This window comes from Actinomyces polynesiensis (genome assembly GCF_000820725.1).
Taxonomy (GTDB): domain Bacteria; phylum Actinomycetota; class Actinomycetes; order Actinomycetales; family Actinomycetaceae; genus Pauljensenia; species Pauljensenia polynesiensis.
In genome coordinates, this window is record NZ_CCXH01000109.1 from 1 (window position 1) to 20403 (window position 20403).

General features: G+C 66.7%; 14 protein-coding genes. 12 read left to right on the forward strand and 2 right to left on the reverse strand.

What is annotated here, in order from left to right; translation table 11 throughout:
* Positions 1-284: 284 nt before the first annotated feature.
* Positions 285-1559, reverse strand: a complete 1275-nt coding sequence (larA, locus tag TA90_RS04900) for a nickel-dependent lactate racemase (RefSeq protein ID WP_043534900.1) — start codon at positions 1557-1559, stop codon at positions 285-287.
* A gap of 178 nt (positions 1560-1737) precedes the next feature.
* Positions 1738-3279, reverse strand: a complete 1542-nt coding sequence (gene larB, locus TA90_RS14965) for a nickel pincer cofactor biosynthesis protein LarB (RefSeq protein WP_197067846.1) — start codon at positions 3277-3279, stop codon at positions 1738-1740.
* A 78-nt stretch (positions 3280-3357) separates the two neighbouring features.
* Between larB and TA90_RS04910 the strand changes: the two genes are divergently transcribed.
* The 12 genes from TA90_RS04910 to TA90_RS14530 form a co-directional block, all read left to right on the forward strand.
* Positions 3358-3810, forward strand: a complete 453-nt coding sequence (locus tag TA90_RS04910; protein ID WP_187120093.1) for a helix-turn-helix domain-containing protein — start codon at positions 3358-3360, stop codon at positions 3808-3810.
* 11 nt (positions 3811-3821) lie between these two features.
* On the forward strand, positions 3822-4481 hold the full coding sequence (locus TA90_RS04915; protein WP_043534902.1) for a hypothetical protein: 660 nt from the start codon (positions 3822-3824) through the stop codon (positions 4479-4481).
* A 180-nt stretch (positions 4482-4661) separates the two neighbouring features.
* Positions 4662-5987, forward strand: coding sequence for a threonine/serine exporter family protein (locus TA90_RS04920; protein WP_147513380.1), 1326 nt, complete (start codon positions 4662-4664; stop codon positions 5985-5987).
* Between the two features lie 220 nt (positions 5988-6207).
* On the forward strand, positions 6208-7482 hold the full coding sequence (locus TA90_RS04925; protein ID WP_043534904.1) for an ROK family transcriptional regulator: 1275 nt from the start codon (positions 6208-6210) through the stop codon (positions 7480-7482).
* 549 nt (positions 7483-8031) lie between these two features.
* Positions 8032-10803 (forward strand): alpha-mannosidase, encoded by a 2772-nt coding sequence (locus TA90_RS04930; protein ID WP_197067847.1) that lies wholly within the window; start codon positions 8032-8034, stop codon positions 10801-10803.
* Between the two features lie 100 nt (positions 10804-10903).
* Positions 10904-12274, forward strand: coding sequence for an extracellular solute-binding protein (locus TA90_RS04935; protein WP_043534906.1), 1371 nt, complete (start codon positions 10904-10906; stop codon positions 12272-12274).
* A complete protein-coding gene (locus TA90_RS04940; RefSeq protein WP_043534907.1) occupies positions 12274-13215 on the forward strand; it encodes a carbohydrate ABC transporter permease in 942 nt (313 codons plus the stop codon). The genes TA90_RS04935 and TA90_RS04940 overlap by 1 nt, the downstream gene beginning before the upstream one ends.
* Positions 13212-14093 carry a carbohydrate ABC transporter permease gene (locus TA90_RS04945; protein WP_231550668.1) on the forward strand — a complete coding sequence of 294 codons (882 nt, stop codon included), beginning with the start codon at positions 13212-13214 and terminating at the stop codon, positions 14091-14093. The genes TA90_RS04940 and TA90_RS04945 overlap by 4 nt, the downstream gene beginning before the upstream one ends.
* A gap of 368 nt (positions 14094-14461) precedes the next feature.
* Positions 14462-17110 carry a Z1 domain-containing protein gene (locus tag TA90_RS04950; protein WP_052450527.1) on the forward strand — a complete coding sequence of 883 codons (2649 nt, stop codon included), beginning with the start codon at positions 14462-14464 and terminating at the stop codon, positions 17108-17110.
* The gene (locus TA90_RS13125; protein ID WP_052450528.1) at positions 17107-18087 is read left to right on the forward strand and encodes a PD-(D/E)XK motif protein; all 981 of its coding nucleotides are present in this window, start codon (positions 17107-17109) and stop codon (positions 18085-18087) included. The genes TA90_RS04950 and TA90_RS13125 overlap by 4 nt, the downstream gene beginning before the upstream one ends.
* Positions 18088-18188: 101 nt before the next feature.
* A complete protein-coding gene (locus TA90_RS04960) occupies positions 18189-19895 on the forward strand; it encodes a hypothetical protein (protein WP_147513381.1) in 1707 nt (568 codons plus the stop codon).
* Positions 19896-20009: 114 nt separating this feature from the next.
* Positions 20010-20403 (forward strand): hypothetical protein (locus TA90_RS14530; protein WP_197067848.1); only part of this gene is annotated, 394 nt, incomplete at its 3' end.

Below are 20403 nucleotides of genomic sequence, written 5' to 3' on the forward strand. Positions count from 1 at the left end.
GGGGCCGGAGGTCTGTGGGGGTGTGCGCCGCGGCCGGGCTCGCGCCGGGCTGGTCGGGCCGGGGTCGTTGTGGGTGCGGGTCCTGCGCCCGGCCGACGCTCGGTGGCGGTGGCGGTGGCGGTGGCGGTGGCGGTGGCGGAGGTCCGCGTACGAGGGCGGCTCCGGGATCCGGATGGGCGGTCCGCGAAGGTCGCGCACCGCCCACGGTCAGTGGAACGGATGACCCGGTGGTCGGACGAGGATCACGCCCGACCACTGGACCACTGGACCACCGGCTCAGCGGGTCACTCGACGATGACGGAGAGCCCGTCGCGGATGACGGTGACCTTCGCATCCTCGCCCTGGGAGGCGAAGGCGCTGGCCAGGGCCGCTTCGAAGGTGGGGGCGAGCTCCATGTGCATGTCGGTGACGAGGTTCGGCTGGACCAGGTCGGAGACGATGATGACGTGGTGGTGGACCAGGATGCGGGCCAGGATCTGGGAGGTCCACTGGTCCGGCACGGTCTCCAGGCGTGGGGTGTTGATGGCGGCCTCGAGGAACTGTGCGGGCTCGGCCAGGTCGGCGAGGTTGTGGTAGAAACCCTCCCCGCCGTGACCGTCGGCGCAGCCGGCGACCATGATGATGACGCCGCCCTCCTTGTTGGTGGCCTCCGCCGCGGTCATGCCCTTGACGGCCTGGTAGATGTTCTGGTCCAGGGGGAAGCCGCCGTTGGTGGTGACGGTGATGTCGGAGGGGATCCTGTCCACGTGGGCCAGGCCCGCCACGAAGTCGCAGCCGACCTTGTGGGCCTCGACCATGTCACCGGCGAAGGAGCCGATGATCTTCTTGTCCCCGTCCAGCACCACGTTGACGATGAAGGCGAGGTTGGCGGTGCGCGCCGCGTAGAGCATGTCCTCGTGGATGGGGTTGTGCGCGAGGTTGCCGGTGCGGGCCTTGTCGGAGTCGATGAACTCCCCCGAGTGGTTCGCCATGATCGTGCGGTAGGAGGCGACGCCGGGCAGGACGGCCTTGCGGCCCCCGGAGAAGCCGGCGAAGAAGTGGGACTCGATGAAACCCTCGGCCAGGAGCAGGTCCGCCTCCACGGCGATGCGGTTGATGATGCAGTCCCCGCCGGAGGGCAGCTTGCCGATGGTGACCATGGCGTCGTCGTCGGTGGAGACGTGCATGACGATCTCCTCGTTGTCGACGATCTCCTGGCCGTACTTGCTGACCAGTTCCTCGTGGGTGGAGGGGCGGTGGAAGCCGGTGGCCACGAGGATGCGGATGCGCGCATCGGGGGCCACGGAGCGGATCCGACGCAGGATGATGGGCGTGATGATGTGGGAGGGCACCGGGCGGGTGTGGTCGGAGGAGATCAGGACGATGTCCTTCTTGCCCCGGGCGAGCTCCTCCAGGGTGGGGGACCCGATCGGGTTGTCCAGGGAGGCCTCGACGGTGGCCTCCTCGGAGAGCGGGTTGTGGAAGTCCTCGGCCCGGGAGACCAGGAGGCCGGCGAAGTTGCGCTCGGGGATGGTGGCCTCGACGGTCCCGTGGTCGTAGGGCAGTGAGAACGTGGGCATGGGTTCCTCCTGGGGTGGTGCTTGGGTGCGTCTGGTGAGGCACGCCGGTCACCCACGAGGGCGGGGCCGGTGGCCGGGTCGGGGCCAGGTGCTGGCCGGGTGGGTGCTGGGGGAGTCGGATCGGTGCGGGTGGTCGGAGCGTCGATGGGGAGCACCGGGCCAGGGGCCCGGGCGCGGCTCAGAGGGGAGGTGCGGAGCTCGGGTCCCCTTCCCGGGGTGCGGTGATCTGGGCGGCGAGGTGGCCCCCGCCGTAGCCGTTGTCGATGTTGACCACGCCGATGCCCGGGGCACAGGCGTTGAGCATGGTGAGCAGCGGGGCCAGGCCACCGAAGGCGGCGCCGTAGCCCACCGAGGTCGGCACCGCCACGACGGGTGCGGACACGAGGCCCGCGATGAGGCCGGGCAGTGCGCCGTCCATGCCGGCCACGACCACGACGACTCCGGCGGCGCGGAAGGTGTCGAGCCTGTCCAGGGTGCGGTGCACGCCGGCGATGCCGACGTCCGCCACCAGCTCGGCCCGGCGGCCCAGGTAGCGGGCCGTGAGCAGCGCCTCGCGGGCGACGGGGAGGTCCGAAGTGCCGGCGCAGGCCACGACCACCGACTCACCGGTGGGCTCGGGCGGCTCCGGTGGCCAGGCGAGCAGGCGGGCGACCGGGTCGTGGTGGGCGTCGGGCAGCTGGGAGAGCACCGCCCGGGCCCGCTCGGGGTCCGCCCTCGTGAAGAGGTGGGTCTGTTCGGGGTGGTCGCGCACGAGGGCGGCGATGGTCGCCACGTCCTCGGGTGACTTGCCCTCGCAGTAGACGGCCTCGGGGTATCCGCGCCGGTGGTGGCGGTCGAGGTCGAGGTCGGCGATCCGGTCCTCAGGCATGGAGGCCCTCCCGCAGCAGGCTGAGGCTGAACAGGCCGAACTGGATGCCGGCCAGGTCGACGGTGACGTGGGTGAAGCCCGCCTCCCGGACGCCGGTGAGCACCCGGTGGCGCAGGTCCTCGTCCGCCAGGCGGACGAGCTCGGCGGCGGGCAGCTCGATGCGGGCGATGTCGCCGTGGTGGCGCACGCGGCAGTCGGAGAAGCCCTGGGCGCGGACCACGGACTCCGCGTCCTCCACCTGGCGGAGCTTGAGGGGGTGACCTCCTGGCCGTGGGGGATGCGCGAGGCGAGGCACGGTGCTGCGGGCTTGTCTGCCACGGACAGCCCGAGGGCCCGGGCCAGGGAGCGCACGCGGACCTTGGTGAGGCCCGCCTCGGCCAGGGGGCGCAGGACGCGGTGCTCGGTGGCGGCCCGCCCACCGGGGCGGTCGGGGGCCAGGGAGTCGTCGGCGTTCTCGCCGTAGGCGACGGCGTCGAGGTGGTGCTGGCGCACGACCGAGTCGTCGATGGTGCGGAACAGGGCGGACTTGCAGTGGTAGCAGCGGTCCAGCGCGTTGACGCGGTAGGCGGGCAGGTCGGTCTCGCCGGGGTCGAACTCCAGGAGCTCCACGCCGATGTCGGTGGCGAGGTCGCGGGCGATGTCGCGCTCGTGGGAGGCCAGAGAGGCGGAGACCCCCAGCAGCGCGACCACGTGGTCGGTGCCGAGTTCGCGGGCGGCGACGGCCAGGAGGAGGGCCGAGTCCACGCCGCCGGAGAAGGCGACGCCGAGACGGCCGATGCCGGTCATCTGTGCGGCCAGGGCATCGTAGGACTGCTGGTCGGGGGCGGGGAGGGAGGTCGTGGAACTGCGCACGTCAAGAACGCTACGATTGGCGGCATTTCAAATAACTGACAGTTCGGACCGTCCGCCGGCACTCCGGGAGGTGGCATCGTGAGCCGCAGCGCGCCTCCCCTGGAGGTCTCGGCGCCCAGACGCGCCGTGATCGCGCAGGTCGCGGCGGATCCGGCGGTGTCGGCCCGTGACGCGGTCCACGCCCGGGTGCTGCTCGCCGCCGCGGACGGGGTGACCAATGTCGACAATGCGCGTCGCCATGGGGTGTCGGTGGGCACGGTGTCGGCGTGGAGGCGCGCCTTCGAGGTGGAGGGACTGGCCGGGTTCGGGCAGGTCAGAATGGGTCGGGGCAGGCGGGGGACGATCCCGGGCCTGACCCTGGGGGAGGTCATCCAGGCCGTCGGCCGCAATGAGCGATCCCGTCATCCCTCGACCGCTCGCGAGTTGGCGGTGCACCTGGGGGTGTCGGAGGGCACACTGCGGAGGGTCCGTTGTGATCTTGGTCTTGTCCGAGGAGCGGACGGTCGACAGGAGCTGCCCGGCCCCCACTGACCCCCCACCACGTGGAGGTCTGCGGGCTCAAGGTCACCCCGGAGGGGTTCGCGCTGGCCGTGTCCCTGGACCCCCTAAGCCACACGCGGCTCACGGAGATCCCCGACGGAGCCGGGGACGGGGCAACGGGCGCGGTGGGAGGGGAGCACGAGCGGCACTTCCCGGCCCCGGTCCTGGTCCTCATCGCGGCCCTGGAGGTCATGGTGGCAGCGGTCGCGGACAGCGGCGGGGCGATCCCGGAGCCCAGGGACGTCCTGCGCCGGGCTGCCCCGGTCCGACCTGTCCCGGTCCTGCCGATCCCGCTCCGGCCCAGGTACGCGGGGGGTGTCCTGGAGGACCTCGCGACCCGGGTGCCCTCCGCCTTGCGGATCCTCGTGGTGTCCGCGGGCTACTCGTGGCCGAGCGTTCCCGACGACCGGGTCCACCTGCGGGAGGTGGCGCGCGAGTCCTGGCTGTCCGAGGTCGCCGGGGTCCTGCGCCCCCTGGGGGTGGGCGTGGCCGGCAGGAGCCAGTTCGCCTGCCTGGAGGACCTGGTGGGTGCCGTCGACGACCACTTCGGGGAGGGCCTGCGGGAGGGGGAGGACTTCGACTGGCGCGCCGTGCGTGACCACCTGATCGCCGGGCCGCTGAGGTCACGGCTGGACCTCCTCACCCGCACGGAGTTCTTCTGAGGGAGACTGTGGTTCGTTCCGGGTCCCGACGGGTCCACGAGTGGCGCTCCGGGTCGGTGGGTGCGGATCCCGCCACCACTGGCGCTTCCCGGGACGAGGTCGAAGAGGGGGACGGAAGTGGAGTCCGTGCGCAGGGACACCGGAGAGGTGCCGAACGGTCCGCATGAGGAGCAGGGACAGGTGGCCCCGCGACTGGAGGACCCCCTGGAGGAGCGCCTCGAGTTCCTCCTGCAGCTGGGATGCGGCCTGCTGGAGTCGGGACAGACGGCCGCGAGCACGCGGTACCTGGTGGCCACCTGCGGCAGGGGACTGGGCCTCCAGGGCATGAAGGCCATGACCCGGGGGCGGATGCTCCGCGTGGGTGCCCAGGGGTCCGATGGCACGCCGCGGATCCTGTCCGCCCCGGCGGGCACCTTCGACGTCATCGACTGCACGAGGGCGCGGGACCTGGCCCGCCTCGTCGAGGAGGTCGACCGCCCCGACGCCGAGCCCCTGACCGGGCCGGAGGCGGAGTCCTTCCTGGCGAACGGCCGCGAGGAGGTGCAGCGACTGCGCAGTCGGGGCACACCCTGGTGGGTGGTGACCCTGGGGCTGACCCTGCTGGCGTTCTTCATCAGCATGCAGGTAGGCATCAACTGGCGTGCCTGGGTCGCGGCAGCCGTGGTGCAGGTCGCCTCGTCCCTGGTCGGGTTCGCGGTCGCACCGCTGCGCGCGCCGCGCCTCGTGGTGGTGGCCGCGCAGGCCTGCGCGGGTGGGGCCCTGGCCACGGCGCTGGTCCGGATGGGCCTCGTCGACCCGGTGGGTGCCGCAGCCGCCATCGCGGTGAACTGGCTGCTGCTCCTGCCGCTGCCCCAGATGGTCAACGCGGTGATGGACCTCCTCAGCTTCGACCGGCGCATGGCGCTCGTGCGCCTCTCGCGTGTGGCCCTGGCCGTGGGCGGCCTCGTCATCGGTGGGGCCTTCACGTTCCTGCTGGGGGAGTCCCTCGGGATGGCCCACCCGCGTCTGGACACCCTGCCCGGCATGCCGTGGTACCTGGTGCTGGTGTTCTCCGCGCTCGCGGCCGTGGGCAATGCCTTCGCCAACGGCGGGCGCTTCTCCCTGGCGGTCCCCGCAGCGGTCACCGGTTTCGCCACGGCCGGGGTGAACCAGGTGCTGCTGCTGGTCGTGGGCCTGCCGACCCTGGCGGCGAACACGATCTCCGCCTTCGTCCTGGGGATCCTCGCCGGCATCTACGCCGTGCGGGCCGGGTACCCCCAGCAGGTGCTGGCCCTCATGGGCATCACCGGTGCCCTGCTGCCCGGGATCCCGGTGTTCTTCGGGATCCTCCAGGAGATGGGGCAGGGGTCGGGCCTGCCCTGGTTCGGGCAGGCGGCCCTCATCATGCTGGGCATCGGAGTGGGCGTCGGCATCGGGTCGTTCCTGTACGAGGCCGTGCGACTGGCCGCGCTCTGGGTCGTCCACAAGGTGGCGCGGGTCGGACGGCGGGGCAAGGTGGCCGGCTGATCCCCCGCACGAGCATGCCGCCCGTTCCCGGCCAAGTGTCGGCGCACGGAAGGGATGCTGATCGGCTTCGGGAACACTCCGACGATGAACTCGGTCCCCCACGTGAAGTGGGAGTTCATCACATTTCCGTCCCGGGGTCGGCGTCGGAGAAGAGCGTGTACCGATAAGGTGGACAGGACGTACCACACGGGAGTGGGTCATAACGGGGAGGTGACGCGTCATGCGGTTGGGGGCGAACCAACCGCGAATCGGCACGTTCAACGAGCGGGTCATCCTGGATGCGCTGCGGCGCGCGCCCGGCCAGAGTCTGACCGAGTTGTCCTCGACCACTGGGCTGGCCGTTCCGACGGTCTCCGGTCTGCTCAAGCAGCTCACGTCGAGGGGACTCGTCTCAGCGATCGGCACTCAGAGGGTGGAGCGAGGGCGACCGAGGACGAGGCTTGCCCTTGTCCCCGAGGCGAGGTTCAGCGTGGGCATCCATCTGGACCCGACCGTCATCACCATCGCCTTGCTGGATCTGGCGGGCAGGGCCCGCTCCACGCGCCTGGAACAGGGTGCGCTCGATGACCCGCCCGACGTGGTGATCGAGCGCATCGTTGCGTCGACGGCTTCGATGATCGCCGCCGAGGGAGTCGACCGCTCACGGATCGTGGGTGCCGGAGTCGCAAGTCCGGGTCCCATCGATCTGACCGGAGGACGGCTCGTGGATCCACCGTGGCTGCCGGGATGGCAGGGAGTGGCCCTGCGTGAGGAACTCGAAGAGGGCCTCGAGATGAGTGTTCTCTTCGAGAAGGACACGACTGCGGCAGTGGTGGGGGAGACCTGGTTGCGGCGCGAGGACGGCGATGTGAACGTCCTCCTGTTCGTGTACGTCGGTGTCGGTATTGGTGTGGGAGTCACCACCACGGGCGAGGTCCTGCGGGGATCGACCGGCAATGCCGGTGAGATCGGGGGGTTCTTCGAGCCTGCTGCCGATGAACCGGTCTTTCCCCCGTCGGTGACGGCGGCGTCGTCCAGCGTCGATCCCTCCTACCTGGTGGCCTGGGCCCGAGATCTCGGCATCCTGGAGGAACGTGTCGTGGAACCGGCGGAGGTCGCCGGGGACCCCGCGGTGAAGAGGAGCTCCCTTCCGCAGCTGGCCGACATCGACCACGCCTTCAGTGAGCTCTGTGATGAGGCGGACTCCGGTGAGCCGCGGGCTCTGCAGCTGATGACGGCTGCTGGTGCCAAGGTCGCCAGGATGGTCGAGGTCCTGACCGACCTCATGGATGTCGACACGGTGGTGATGGGTGGTCCGTACTGGGGACGTGTGCAGTCCTTCTACGAACCGGAGATCCGGGAACGTCTGTCGCAGCGTCGACGTGGACAGGTGCGGAGAAGGCTCACCCTGTCCAGCTCGTTGATGGGCGAGAGTGCGGGAGCAATCGGGGCCGCTGCGATGGTCCTCGACGAACGGTACGTACCCCGGGCGGCGATGCTCGCAGTCGATGACTGAGACTCCAGGGTCTGGCCCATGGTGTGAGTGCCCCCGGCTCACCGGGAGCAGGTGGCGGTGGCGGCTGTTGCCCCGGGGTGGGACGGCTCCAGGAGGAGTGCGCCCCGTCTGAACGCTCCGCAGTGCAGTGCGCCCCAGTGGTGGCCTTCGGCCGGTGCTGGGCGGAGTCAATCGTTACCCGAATGAGATCTGGAACCCTCACCCGCTTAATTTCGGGTGTCATAATAAAGATCGCACAGGGCGATACACGTCACACAGCAAGGAGGCTGTCGAGTGTTCAGAGACGACGACGCAACCCGTAGGCGACTGGCACGGCTGGAGCGGGAATGGGTGCGTCCTGCCCGCGTTCTCGAGCGGGCCCGTGTCGAGGTGACGAAGTGGGACGTCCCTGACGAACCGGTTCCCTTCGGCGTCGCGACGAGCCACGAGTTCGGAGTCTTCGCTGTCGGTGAACCGTGGTCACGACCTTGGGGGACATCCTGGTTCCACCTGCGCGGAGTGGTCCCGCAGACGTGGGCGGACCGTCCGCAACGGACTCGACACGAGCTCGTGGTCGACCTCGGATTCTCACCGGTGCAGCCCGGCTTCCAGGCCGAGGGGACCGTCTACCGACCCGACGGTTCCGTGGTGAAGGGACTGGAGCCGCTGAACTGCTGGGTGCCGATCGATGCCGGTCCGGGGGAGACCTTCGAGTTCTATGTGGAGGCAGCGTCGAACCCGCAGGTCATGAAGGAGGACTGGACGACACCCTCCGAGCTCGGTCTGAAGGAGACGGCCGGCACGGATCCGATCTACCGGGTTCGCACCATTGAGCTGCAGAGGGTCGACACCGTCGTGGAGAGGTTCCTGGCGGAGGTCGAGGTTCTCGACGGATGGGTGGACCAGCTTCCATCCGACTCCCCGCGCCGTGCGGGCATCCTGGCAGCGCTGCAGGACGCCGTCGACGAACTGGATCCCGACAACGTTGCCGGGACGGTGGAGGCGGCGCGCGCCGCCCTCGGGCCCGCGCTGGCCTCGCCTGCTGTCGCCTCGGCGGGAGATGTCGTCGCGGTGGGACACGCCCACATCGACTCGGCGTGGCTGTGGCCCATCCGGGAGACCATGCGCAAGGTCGTACGGACCTTCTCCAACGCGCTCGAATTGATGGAGGAGGACCCGGACTTCGTCTTCGCTGCCTCTTCCGCCCAGCAGTACGAGTGGGTGCGTCAGACGCATCCCGATGTCTTCGAGCGCATCAGGCAGCGGGTGGCCGAGGGTCGGTGGATCATCGTCGGTGGGCAGTGGGTGGAGTCCGATCCCTACATGATCGGTGGGGAGGCGTTCATCCGGCAGTTCTCGGAGGCACAGTCCTACTTCCGCGAGCACTTCGGCGTGGAGGCCAAGGAGGTCTGGCTGCCGGACTCCTTCGGGTACTCGGCGAACCTCCCGGGTATCGCCGCCCACGTCGGCATCCGCTGGATGCTCACGCAGAAGCTCTCCTGGAACGACACGAACACGTTCCCCCACCACACGTTCTGGTGGGAAGGACTCGACGGGTCGAGGTTGTTCACTCACTTCCCGCCCGTGGACACCTACAACTCGATGCTCACACCGGAGGAGCTGCACCACAGTGAGGTCGGCTTCCGTGAGGGGGGTGCGGCCTCGATGACGCTCGCTCCTTTCGGGTACGGCGACGGTGGGGGCGGTCCCACCCGCGAGATCATCGAACGCGCTCACCTGCAGGCTGATCTCGAGGGCTCTCCGCGGGTGCGGATGGCCTCACCGGAGACCTTCTTCGAGGAAGCGGAGGCGGACTACCCGCAGGCTCCCGTGTGGCTCGGGGAGCTGTACCTGGAGAACCACCGTGGCGTACTCACCTCGCAGCACCGCACCAAGCGTGGCAACAGGAAGAGTGAGCACCTGCTGGGTGAGGCGGAGCTGTGGGCAGCGACCGCTGCTGTCCGACTGGGTGTTCCGTACCCGCACGAGGAACTCCACGAGTTGTGGCGCACGGTCCTGCTCCACCAGTTCCACGACATCCTGCCCGGTTCCTCGATCGCCTGGGTCCACCGTGAGGCAGAACAGACGTACGCGGAGGTGGAGTCGCGTCTGGAGGAGCTGATCGCTGGGTCCCTGGCCGCCCTCGCCGGTGAGGGTGAGCAGGAGATGGTGGCGAACGCAGGAGCCTTTGCCGTTGCGGGAGTCCCCGGCGGCGCGGTGGTCCCATCCGTGACAGGCGGGGCAGCGGCGGCCACCGTCACCGGCGACGAGGAGGGGTGGATCATCGACAACGACGTGATCCGTCTCCGCATCGACCTGCACGGGCTCGTGACGTCCCTGGTCGACCTGACCCGGGGGCGGGAGGTCGTCCCCGCGGGACAGCGCTTGGGAGAACTCGTCCTGCACCGCGACATCCCCACCGATTGGGACGCCTGGAACATCGACCTCGACCACTTCTCCCACACCCGTGTCATCGACTCGGTGGAGGACATCGAAGTCGGCACGGAGGAGATCGATGGATCGGCATGGGTGCGTGTGTCGCGCTCGGACGGGGCGAGCAGGTACGTCCAGACGCTGCGGGTCGGTGCGGGGGAACCTCGCGTCGAGTTCACGACCGAGGTCGACTGGCACGAGAGGCACAAGCTCCTCAAGCTCGAGCTGCCGATCGCCGTCCACACCGACCACGCCCAGTCCGACATCCAGTTCGGCCATGTCGACAGGCCGATCCACACGAACACCTCATGGGACTGGGCCCGCTTCGAGACGGTCGGTCTGCGCTGGGTGCGCGTGGCGGAGCCCGACTTCGGGGTCGCAGTCGCCAACGACCAGACCTATGGGCACTCCTTCGTCCGCGAGAAGGGGGAGGACGGGGTCTTCGTCCGGATCGGGGAGTCCCTGCTGCGCGCCCCCATGGCACCCGACCCCGATGCCGATCAGGGACATCACCTCCTGCGCACCACTGTCGTGGTCGGGGCAGGTGTCCTGGACGCGGTCCGGGAGGGCATCCGTGTGAATGTGCCGGTGCGCACGCTCCATGGTCGACGCGAGGTCTCGCCACTGGTGGTCGTCGGGAGCGGGAACGCCCTGGTCGATGCCGTGAAGATCGCCGACGACGCGAGCGGAGACCTGGTGGTGCGACTGCACGAGACGCTGGGTGGGCGGACCGAAGTGCTCCTGCACGTCGATGCGCCGGTGTCCGAAGCGCGCCTGACCGACGGCCTCGAGCGTCCGCTCGAGGAGGCCGCAGAGGTGAGCGTGGAGGAGGGGACCGTGTCGCTGTCCCTCTCTCCGTTCCAGGTGGTCACACTCAGGCTCGTCGGGAGGTGGTCGGATCCCGAATGACCCATCGCGATTGCCCGGACCTCCGGGCAGTCCGGGGCGGATTCCCGAGGGAGTCGCCCGTTCGACAACAAGTCTCATCGGTTCAAAGGAGAGTCAGCACATGAGAAAGTCAGCTATCACCGCGGCGGCCGTCACGGCGGTCGGCGCGCTCGCCCTGGCGGGATGCTCATCAGGAGGGTCGCAGAGCGGTGAGTCCGGTGATGCGTCAGCGAAGACCATCACGATCGCTTACCAGAAGACGGCTTCGTTCCACCAGCTCGACGATCTGCTCCAGAGCGTCAAGCCCACATTCGAGGCCGCGCACGAGGGCGTGACGGTCAAGCTCCAGCCGATCGAAGCGGAGCAGGACCAGTACTTCACGAAGCTGGCCCTGATGAATGGGTCCAAGTCGACGGCGCCCGACATTATCTATGAGGACACCTTCCAGGTGATGTCTGACGCAGCGGCGGGATACCTGGCTCCGATTGACGACTACCTCGCGGACTGGAGTGACTGGTCTCAGTTCGAGGATGCGGCCAAGAAGGCCGGACTCGGTGTCGACGGCAAGACCTACGGTGTCTCGATGGGTACCGACACCCGCGGGATCTACTACAACAAGGACCTCTTCGAGAAGGCCGGTCTTCCCACTGACTGGCAGCCCAAGACCTGGGATGACATCCTGAGTGCCGCTCGCACCATCAAGGAGAAGCTCCCCGACGTCACTCCTCTCAACATCTACGCCGGCAAGGCCAATGGTGAGGGGACGACGATGCAGGGGTTCGAGATGCTGCTCTACGGCACGGACTCCACCCTGTACAACGAGTCGACGCAGAAGTGGGTCACTGGTTCCCAGGGTTTCAAGGATGCACTCGACTTCTACAACACCGTCTACGGCGAGGGGCTCGCTCCGTCCCTGGACGTGGCACTGGACGCGAACATCGGGTCCCGTGTGTCCACCGAGCTGCTCCCCAAGGGCGAGCTCGCCATGGCCATTGACGGATCCTGGCTCCCCGGTGGATGGATCTCCGGTGACAACGCGTGGGCGGACTGGGACAAGACGCTGGGCTTCGCGAAGATGCCCACCCAGGACGGACAGGCACCGGGCTACACCTCGATGTCAGGAGGGTGGCTGCTGTCGGTCGGCTCCCAGTCGAAGGATCCCGAACTCGCGATGGAGTTCATCAAGCTGGCGCTGAACAAGGAGAACTCCCTGACCTACGACACGACGAACTCCCAGATCGCCGTTCGCGCCGATGTGGCCGAGGATCCCGAGTACCTGAACTACAACCCGTCGTTCAAGTTCTTCTCGGAGCTGGTGCAGTACACGCACTTCAGGCCGGCGACGCCTGACTACAGCCAGATCTCCTCGAACATCCAGGTCGCAACGGAGTCGGTCGTGACCAAGCAGGCGACTCCTGAGGATGCAGCCTCGACGTACGACAGTGGTCTCGTCTCGATCGTTGGCGAGGACGCGACAGAAGCTGGCAAGTGATGACTGCCTCGGTTCTCCAGGAACCGGGGCGCAAGGCCAGCCCCGGTGGGCGGCCTGCTCTGCAGAAGGGCAGTGCCGCCCACCGGGCGGGTCGGGTCGTCCCCATGCTTCCGGCCCTCATCCTGATGTTGATCTTCCTGGTCGGTCCGATCCTGTACTCGTTGTACGGATCCCTGACCAACCAGGCGCTGACTGGATACAAGGCCGCAAACCCACAGTTCGTGGGACTCCAGAACTATGTGAACCTGTTCTCCAGCTCTGATTTCTGGAAGTCCATCTGGTTGACGGTCGTCTTCGTGTTCTTCTCAGCGGTGGTCGGGCAGAACATCCTGGGAATGGCCATCGCCATGCTGATGCGTGCGGCGCCACCCAAGATCTCGTCAATCGTCGGTGGGATCGTGGTCATTGCGTGGGTGCTCCCTGAGATTGTCGCTGCATTCGCGCTGTATGCGTTCTTCTCCACCGATGGAACGTTGAACAGAATGCTCGCGGTGTTCGGACTGAGTGGCCCGACCTGGCTGCTCACCTTCCCGATGTTCTCGGTGATCATGGCGAACATCTGGCGCGGTACCGCGTTCTCCATGATGGTCTACGGTGCCGCGCTCGGCGACGTGCCTCCGGATGTCACCGAGGCCGCGATGATCGACGGTGCCACTGGGCGGCAGAGGATCCTCTACGTGACCCTACCGATGATCAAGGGTTCGATCTCGACCAACCTCCTGCTGACCACCCTGCAGACACTGGCCACATTCACCCTGATCTGGGTCATGACCGGAGGCGGGCCGGGGACGAAGTCCTCGACGCTGCCCGTCCTGGCCTATCAACAGGCGTTCAAGTTCTCGCAAGTCGGATACGGCACGGCGATCGCCACGGTGACCCTGCTCCTGGGCGCCCTCTTCGCCTTTGTCTACATCCGGGTCCTGAAGCCGGAGGTGGAATGATGTCGACCGCTGTCCAGACATCCAGTCGTCGGGCGCCGGTGCCCTCGATCGCCCAACCAAAGAGAGCTCCGAGCCGGCTGTTCGCGGGGTTGGCGCTCGGCCTCGTCGGTCTTTCCTTCATCATCCCCCTGGTGTGGATCCTCCTGTCCTCGGTGAATCCACAGGCATCAGTGTCGTTGTCCGTTCCGGAGAGCCTGACGACGGGCAACTACACAGCTGTCTTCAACATGGACCAGACCTTCCGGCCCCTCTGGAACTCAGCCATCCTCTCGCTGGGAACGGCGCTCCTCACTGTGGTCGCCGGCGCACTGGCGGCCTATCCGCTGTCCCGGTACAAGATGCGTTTCACCCGCGGACTGATGTACACGATCCTCTTCGGGACGTGCCTGCCGATCACCGCGATGATGGTCCCGGTCTACTCATTGTTCGTGCGCCTGAGTCTTCTCGACTCGATGAGTGGGATCATCCTGTTCATGGCAGCCACCTCACTGCCGATGGCCGTGTGGATGCTCAAGAACTTCATGGACTCCGTGCCGATCTCCCTGGAGGAGGCAGCTTGGGTTGACGGAGCGAGTGCCATGCAGACCCTGTGGCGGATCGTCCTGCCACTGATGAAGCCGGGCCTCGTGGTCGTGTTCATCTTCGTGTTCACGGGTGCGTGGGGGAACTTCTTCGTTCCCTTCGTCCTGACCTTCGACTCGATGAAGCAGCCTGCTGCGGTCGCCATCTACAACTTCTTCGGAATGTACGGAACAATCGCCTACGGCAAGCTCGCGGCATTCTCGATCCTGTACTCGACGCCTGTCCTGGTGCTCTACGCGGTGATGCAGAAGGTGTCGGGGAACTCCTTCGCCCTGGCGGGTGCCGTGAAGGGCTAGCCCGGGGCCGAGGAGCGGTGTCCACCACGAGCCGTTCCTGGCCCTCCCGGAGAGGGTTCTTCGCTGGACCTGCCTGTTGGGGGCGGGGCCGGCTGGCGCTCTCGTGGCCGGCGTGGAAATCGGGGTCTTCCGGTGGCTGAGTTCTCTGCTCACCCGCCTGGCAGACCCCGATTCGTCGTACGTTGTCTCCGGTGCGTGCCTCTGCTCTGGAGTTGCTCCCGCCCTCCGCACCGAGCCGGGTCGCCGTTTCCGCGGACGCCACAGCGGCGGACCAGGTTCTCGTGTTTCGCAAACATCTGCGGCTGAGTGCAGAATGAGTAACGCCTCACACAGCTGTCGCATCACCATGGTCAGGAGTTGGTCTGCGGATGGATCCGACGTACGTCCGGGAAATGCTCATCACCGCAATGCGCCATCGCGGGCAGAGCTTGGACGAGGCGTCCAGGGCCATGTCCCGTGGTCTCGGCATTCCCATCAAGGGATCCCCGATCGGCAGAGCGGTGGAGATCATCATGGCGGAGAGTGAGCACGCTCAGTTGCTCGACGTCCCGCCCGTGATGCGGGGTACCTCCTACCAGCGAAGTCTTCAGAGTGAGGCGCGGCTCAGTCCGTGGTACACGGGAGTGGAACCCGGTGACCGCTACTGGCCGTTCTACAAGGGCAAGCTGGTCGAAGAAGGAGCCGACTACGTGGACGCCGTGGACCAGGAGTCGAGATCAGTGGTCTCACATCTCGCCGACCCGACGATCGAGGGACTGAAGTCCAAGGGGATGGTCGTCGGGTACGTCCAGTCGGGCAAGACGGCCAACTACACCGCCGTCATCGCGAAGGCCGCCGACGCCGGCTACAGGTTCTTCATCGTCCTTGCGGGTCTCCACAACAACCTGCGCCGGCAGACCCAGGAGAGGCTGGAGTCCGATCTCATCTCGGGCCGGGAGTGGCAAAAGCTCACGACGGATGAGGCTGATTTCGGATCGGTCGCCGGGGGAGCGGCCCTCATGACCAGTCATCTGCCTGTCATCGCCGTCGTGAAGAAGAACGCCAAGAGACTTGACAAGTTGAAGCAGTTCCTCCGGAGCGTGGACGAGACGACGCGGCGGAAGTGCCCGATCATGATCCTCGACGACGAGGCGGACCAAGCGACACCCAACAGTCTCGACCTGTCGACGGCGGGGAGAGAACGTTCCGCGATCAATGTGCTCATCCGGGAGATATGGTCTGCCATTCCCAGCGGTTCCTACGTCGGATACACGGCAACGCCGTTCGCGAACGTCTTCATGGATCCGGACGACTCCGCTGAGCTGTACCCGAGTGACTTCCTCATCGACCTCCCACGGCCTGAGACGTACTTCGGTGCAGAGAAGATCTTCGGCAAGGACGTCCTGGATGATGCGGGAGAACCGGACCTGGGTCTTGACGTGGTCCGCACGGTCAGTGACGCGGAGGCCGACTCCCTCAGGCCGCCATCCGCGAAGGAGGAGCGGGAAGTCTTCAACCCCCCTCTGCCAGCCTCCCTCCTGGCAGCCATCAGGTGGTTCCTGGTCGCAACCGCGATCAGGCGGGCTCGAGGTCAGTTCAAGCACTCGTCGATGCTCATCCACACCACCCACTACACGCAGCCGCACTTTGCGATGCGCGACAGTGTCAAGTCGTTCCTGCACGGCCTTGAGGTGGGCGATCCGGAGTTCCACAAGTCGTACCTGGATGAGGCGCCCCGGGCCGCGGAGGTTGCGAGTCGACCGCTCCCGTCTTGGGAAGAGGTCGAGATCGAACTGGAGGACGTGCTTCGCTGCGTCAGTGTTGTCGTCGACAACGGTTCGTCGGACGAGCGGTTGACCTACCACCGGACGGACGAGAACGGTGAGCCCGTCGTCGAGACCGTGATTGCCATCGGAGGTGCGACGCTGTCCAGAGGACTGACTCTCGAAGGGCTCGTCGTCTCGTATTTCAACCGTTCGTCGAACACCTACGACACACTCCTCCAGATGGGTCGCTGGTTCGGCTACCGAACGGGTTACGAGGACCTACCGCGAATCTGGACGACCTCGGATCTGGCGAAGGACTTCCGCTTCCTGGCCGCCGTCGAGGAAGAGATCCGTTCCGACATGCGGGTGATGGAGACGGCTTCACTCACCCCTCAGGAGTTCGGCGTGCGGGTCCGAGCGCACCCGGGTCGTCTGCAGATCACGAGCAAGATGGGTGTGGCGAAGCCTGTTCGAATGTCCTTCTCGGGCCAACGCAAGCAGACGTTCATATTCGACGAGACCAATCGTGAGGTCCTCAGCTCCAACTTGGAAGCCGCCAGGGACTTGGTCAGCGAGATCGACCCGAGCACCTTCACTGAAGGAAGGGCAGCCGGCGTGAGGTGGATTGCCCACGACGTGGATGTTGATCCGGTCCTGCACTTCTTCGAACGCTATCGGTTTCATGAGGACCAACCCACTCTCAACTCCGCGTTGGTGAGTGGTTGGCTCCGGAAGGCTGCGGTCGGCACCCGGTGGAGTGTGGCTGTCATGGGCCCGGGTGCATCCACCGGGAGGACCAAGGAGGGCGTGGACCTCGGATTCCGGGAAGAGAGTCCTTACGTCACCCGTGCGCCCCTGAGCTCCCAGGCGGTGGGCACTGCGAACATCAAGGCATTGCTCTCCCAGTCCGACTGGGTTGCCGACCTCGATCCGGAAGTCGTCAATGAGCGCAAGGAGCCCGATCTCGGGTACGAATCCATCCGAGCGGATCTGACGAAGGACGGTCTGCTGATGATCTTCCCCGTCGATCCGCATTCCAAGCCGAGAGGTGCCAAGAGCAGGACCAATGCTCGCCGTGAGATGGAAGCCGTCGAGCCCGTCATCGGGGTCGGTGTCGTCTTCCCCGAGGTGAAGGACGGGGCTCCACGGTACGAGGCGTTCTACTCGGTGCGACCGGATTGGTCAGCGATCACTGATGACGTGGAGCTGCCCGAGGACACGGAGAACTCCGCTGACCTGCAATTCGACTCGGAATCCGAGCTCATTCGATGAGCGAACTCTCCGACAGGCTGCTGATCCTCGAGAATGCTGCCGTGCAACCCGGACCGTCCCAGTTCAAGACCGCTGCAGCTCCAGGTATGCCGTCCGGGTTCATGGTGGGCATCAGCCAGGACCGTGCCCACCATCTGTTGATTCCCATCGGATCGAGGAGGCTCGTGCCGGACAGGAGGAGCCGGCACCTCGTCCTGGAGGAACAGGAACTCACCATGCCGGATGGTCGTGTCCAGCGTCATGCGGATCTGAGGTGTGACGATCCGGAGTTGTTCGGGGTGTTCGGGTACGTCCTGGACGACTTGGCGGCACGTCTCGGTCAGGCGGGCCACGTCGATGCAGTCCAGACATGTCGCGAGGTCCTGTCGGACTGGCGTGAGCTGACTGCCGGTGGCAACCCGGGACCTGGACGGGAAACCGAGATGGGTCTGTTCGGAGAGCTGTCGGTGCTCTCGAGGCTCGGCGCACGTGATCCCTTCTCCGCGCTTGCCACGTGGAAGGGTCCCGACGGCGCCTCATGGGACTTCAGTTCGAACGGAAGGGCCATCGAAGTCAAGACGACTGCAACGGTCTCCGGGTCCACGGTGAAGGTCTCCAACATCGAACAGCTCGATCCAGCCGGGCTCGACCGACTGGACCTGGTCGTCGTCCACGTCAGGGAGGATGAGGTCGGCGAGTCGGTCGACGAACTGATCGACAGACTGGTGGCAGCGGGATTCAATCCGCGGGCACTCCTGATGCAGGTCGCGAAGGTCGGACACACGTACGGTCACGCCGGTCGGAGGGGATACGTCACGATCGGTCTTCGCAAGTGGCGCGTGTCGCAGGACTTCCCCAGTCTGAGGCGTGCCGACATCCCGGCCTCCAAGGCGCACGCGCTGCTGAAGATCACCTACACGCTTGCACTGCCGAGCGGATCGGTGGATCTGGACGAACCGGGATCCGTCCGCTGGTTGGAGAGGTGGGTGGACGCGTGATGTCCGGTGCACGGGTGACCACTTCGGGCGGGGCTTCCTCCAGTCCCGGGCCCGTCGGCATCCCCGCTGCTCCTGGGAGTGCGGGAGTGGACTCGCGACCGTTGCCTCTGCTCGATTGGTTCCCCAAACCCTTCCGGGGCGGTGACCATGACGGAACGGGAGAGGCCAAGCTGCTGGGAACCTCGAACGTCGGTCTCGTCGACGTCATCGTGAGAGAGACGGCGCAGAACAGCTGGGATGCCCGTACTGGACGACGACCACCACTGTTCGGCATCCGGCTCCGTCAACTCGGTCCGGAGGCAATGAAGGTCCTGCGGGATCACGTCTTCCGCGGCGGGACCGGGCAACTCCCTCTGGGCTCTTCCCTGGGGGAGGAGGCCCTGTGGGTCCTGGAGGTGTCCGATCGCGGTACACACGGACTCGACGGTCCCGTGCGCAATGACCTCAGGTACGAGCCGGACGCCCCGACGAACTTCGTCGACCTGGTGCTCAGCGTGGGGAGCCCACAGGACAACGAAGGAGGGGGTGGCACCTACGGGTTCGGCAAGACAGCCGCCTTCAAGGCCGGGGAGACGGGTGCGGTCATCTACTGGTCCCATTCCCTCGAGGGGAATGCTCTCGAGTCCCGGTTCATCGCCTCGGGGATCGGTCCCAGCTTCGTGAAGGAGGGGAGAAGGTTCACAGGACGCCATTGGTGGGGCCGGACCAGTGAGGACGGGAGCAGACCTGAACCTGTGGTCGGAGCCGAAGCCGACCGGCTCGGTGAGCGCCTCTTCGAGCGCGGTTTCGAGCCTGACGAGACGGGGACCTCCATCCTGATTCTCGGTCCGAAGTTCGACGTCGGGCCGGATGGCGAAGAGGTGGATCCTCAGACCTACATGAGCGCGGTTCGGGACGCGGTGCTCGCGAACCTGTGGCCGAAGCTCATCCGGGACAGTGGCGAGCGCACCATGGACGTCGAACTCGGCATCAATGGACGTCCGATCGGGATCCCTGATCCCGAGAAGGAGTCCTCCCTGCGGCCATTCGTCGAATGCCTCAAGGCGGTCCGGAGCGCCCAGAGCGGCGGTGGGCCGACCACTCCGGGGCCCGTCAAGGTGATGGAGGTCCATTCCCAGCGACCGGCGAAGCTGCTCGGACACTTGGCGCTGGTTCGGCTACCGGTGAGTGGGGCCAGTCACGACGTCGGTTTCGGCGAGGAGGCGCACCATGTGTGCCTGATGCGTCACGATGCCGAACTCGTCGTGAAGTATGTGCCGATGCGGGAGTTGGAGGCAGCTGGGTATCAATGGGGTGGGGTGTTCAAGCCGACGAGGGAAACTGACCCCGCCTTCGCTGCTTCAGAACCTCCCACACATGACGAGTGGAATGCTGCGTCACTCAGGCGACCTGACAGCGTCTACGTCAATGTCGGCCTCAGGAGGATCAAGGAGTTCGCGCAGGAGTTCCTGTCGCCCCCGCCCGTCACGGTGGCACCAGAGGAGGGGGACATTCCTTCCGTGGTGAACCTGGCAAACCGTCTGTCCGGATTCGTCGCCGCGGTTCCCTCCAACCGCGCGGGCGCCCGCGTCAGTCGCGCATCCGCGAACCGCCTTGGGAAGAGGAGACCCGTTGCCGAGATCGTCGCCTGCCAGGACGTCTCGTGGACGGACGGATGGCGTCACATTGCTGCAGAGGTCCGTGTGAAGGGCGGGGGACGCGGGGTGACCGAGGTCCGGGCAACGGCTGGAGTCATGGTCGAGGGGGGAGGACGCGAGACGGACGAGGACGTTGTCCATCTGCTCGGATGGTCGGAGCCGCCCCGATGAGGAACCGACCTCCGCGAGGACCATGCACATGATTCCCGGTGGCGGTTCTCGATGGGTCCACGTACGGAGTCGTGAGGACTTGGCCGTGGATCTGAGGGTGAGCGTGGAGTCCGGATGAGCAGACTGACAGTCCTTCCCCACAGGACAGCGAGGGCATCCACAGTCAGTTGGGGCCACTGGGCGGTCTCGGTCCAGGGGACCGAACCGAGACCGGTCGGCGACGTTCTGGAGGACTGGGACTACCGCACAGTCCTGCGCTTCTTCCTCGATGTCGAGGTGGACCGGGAGTCCTTGGTCGCGGACACAGGGTTGAGACCCGGAAGCAGAGTTGAGATCGTCGGTCTCGTGGACTGCAGGGCGACGAACCGACGGTTCCGCACCCGTGTTCCCCTCGATCCGGGCACCGGACCGTTCCGGCTGGAGATCGAGGTACCGGCGGGCACTCTGGCGGACTCAGTTGTCCTCTCTGCGCACCTCGTTCTTCGCAGTGCGACTGGCCCGTCCACGC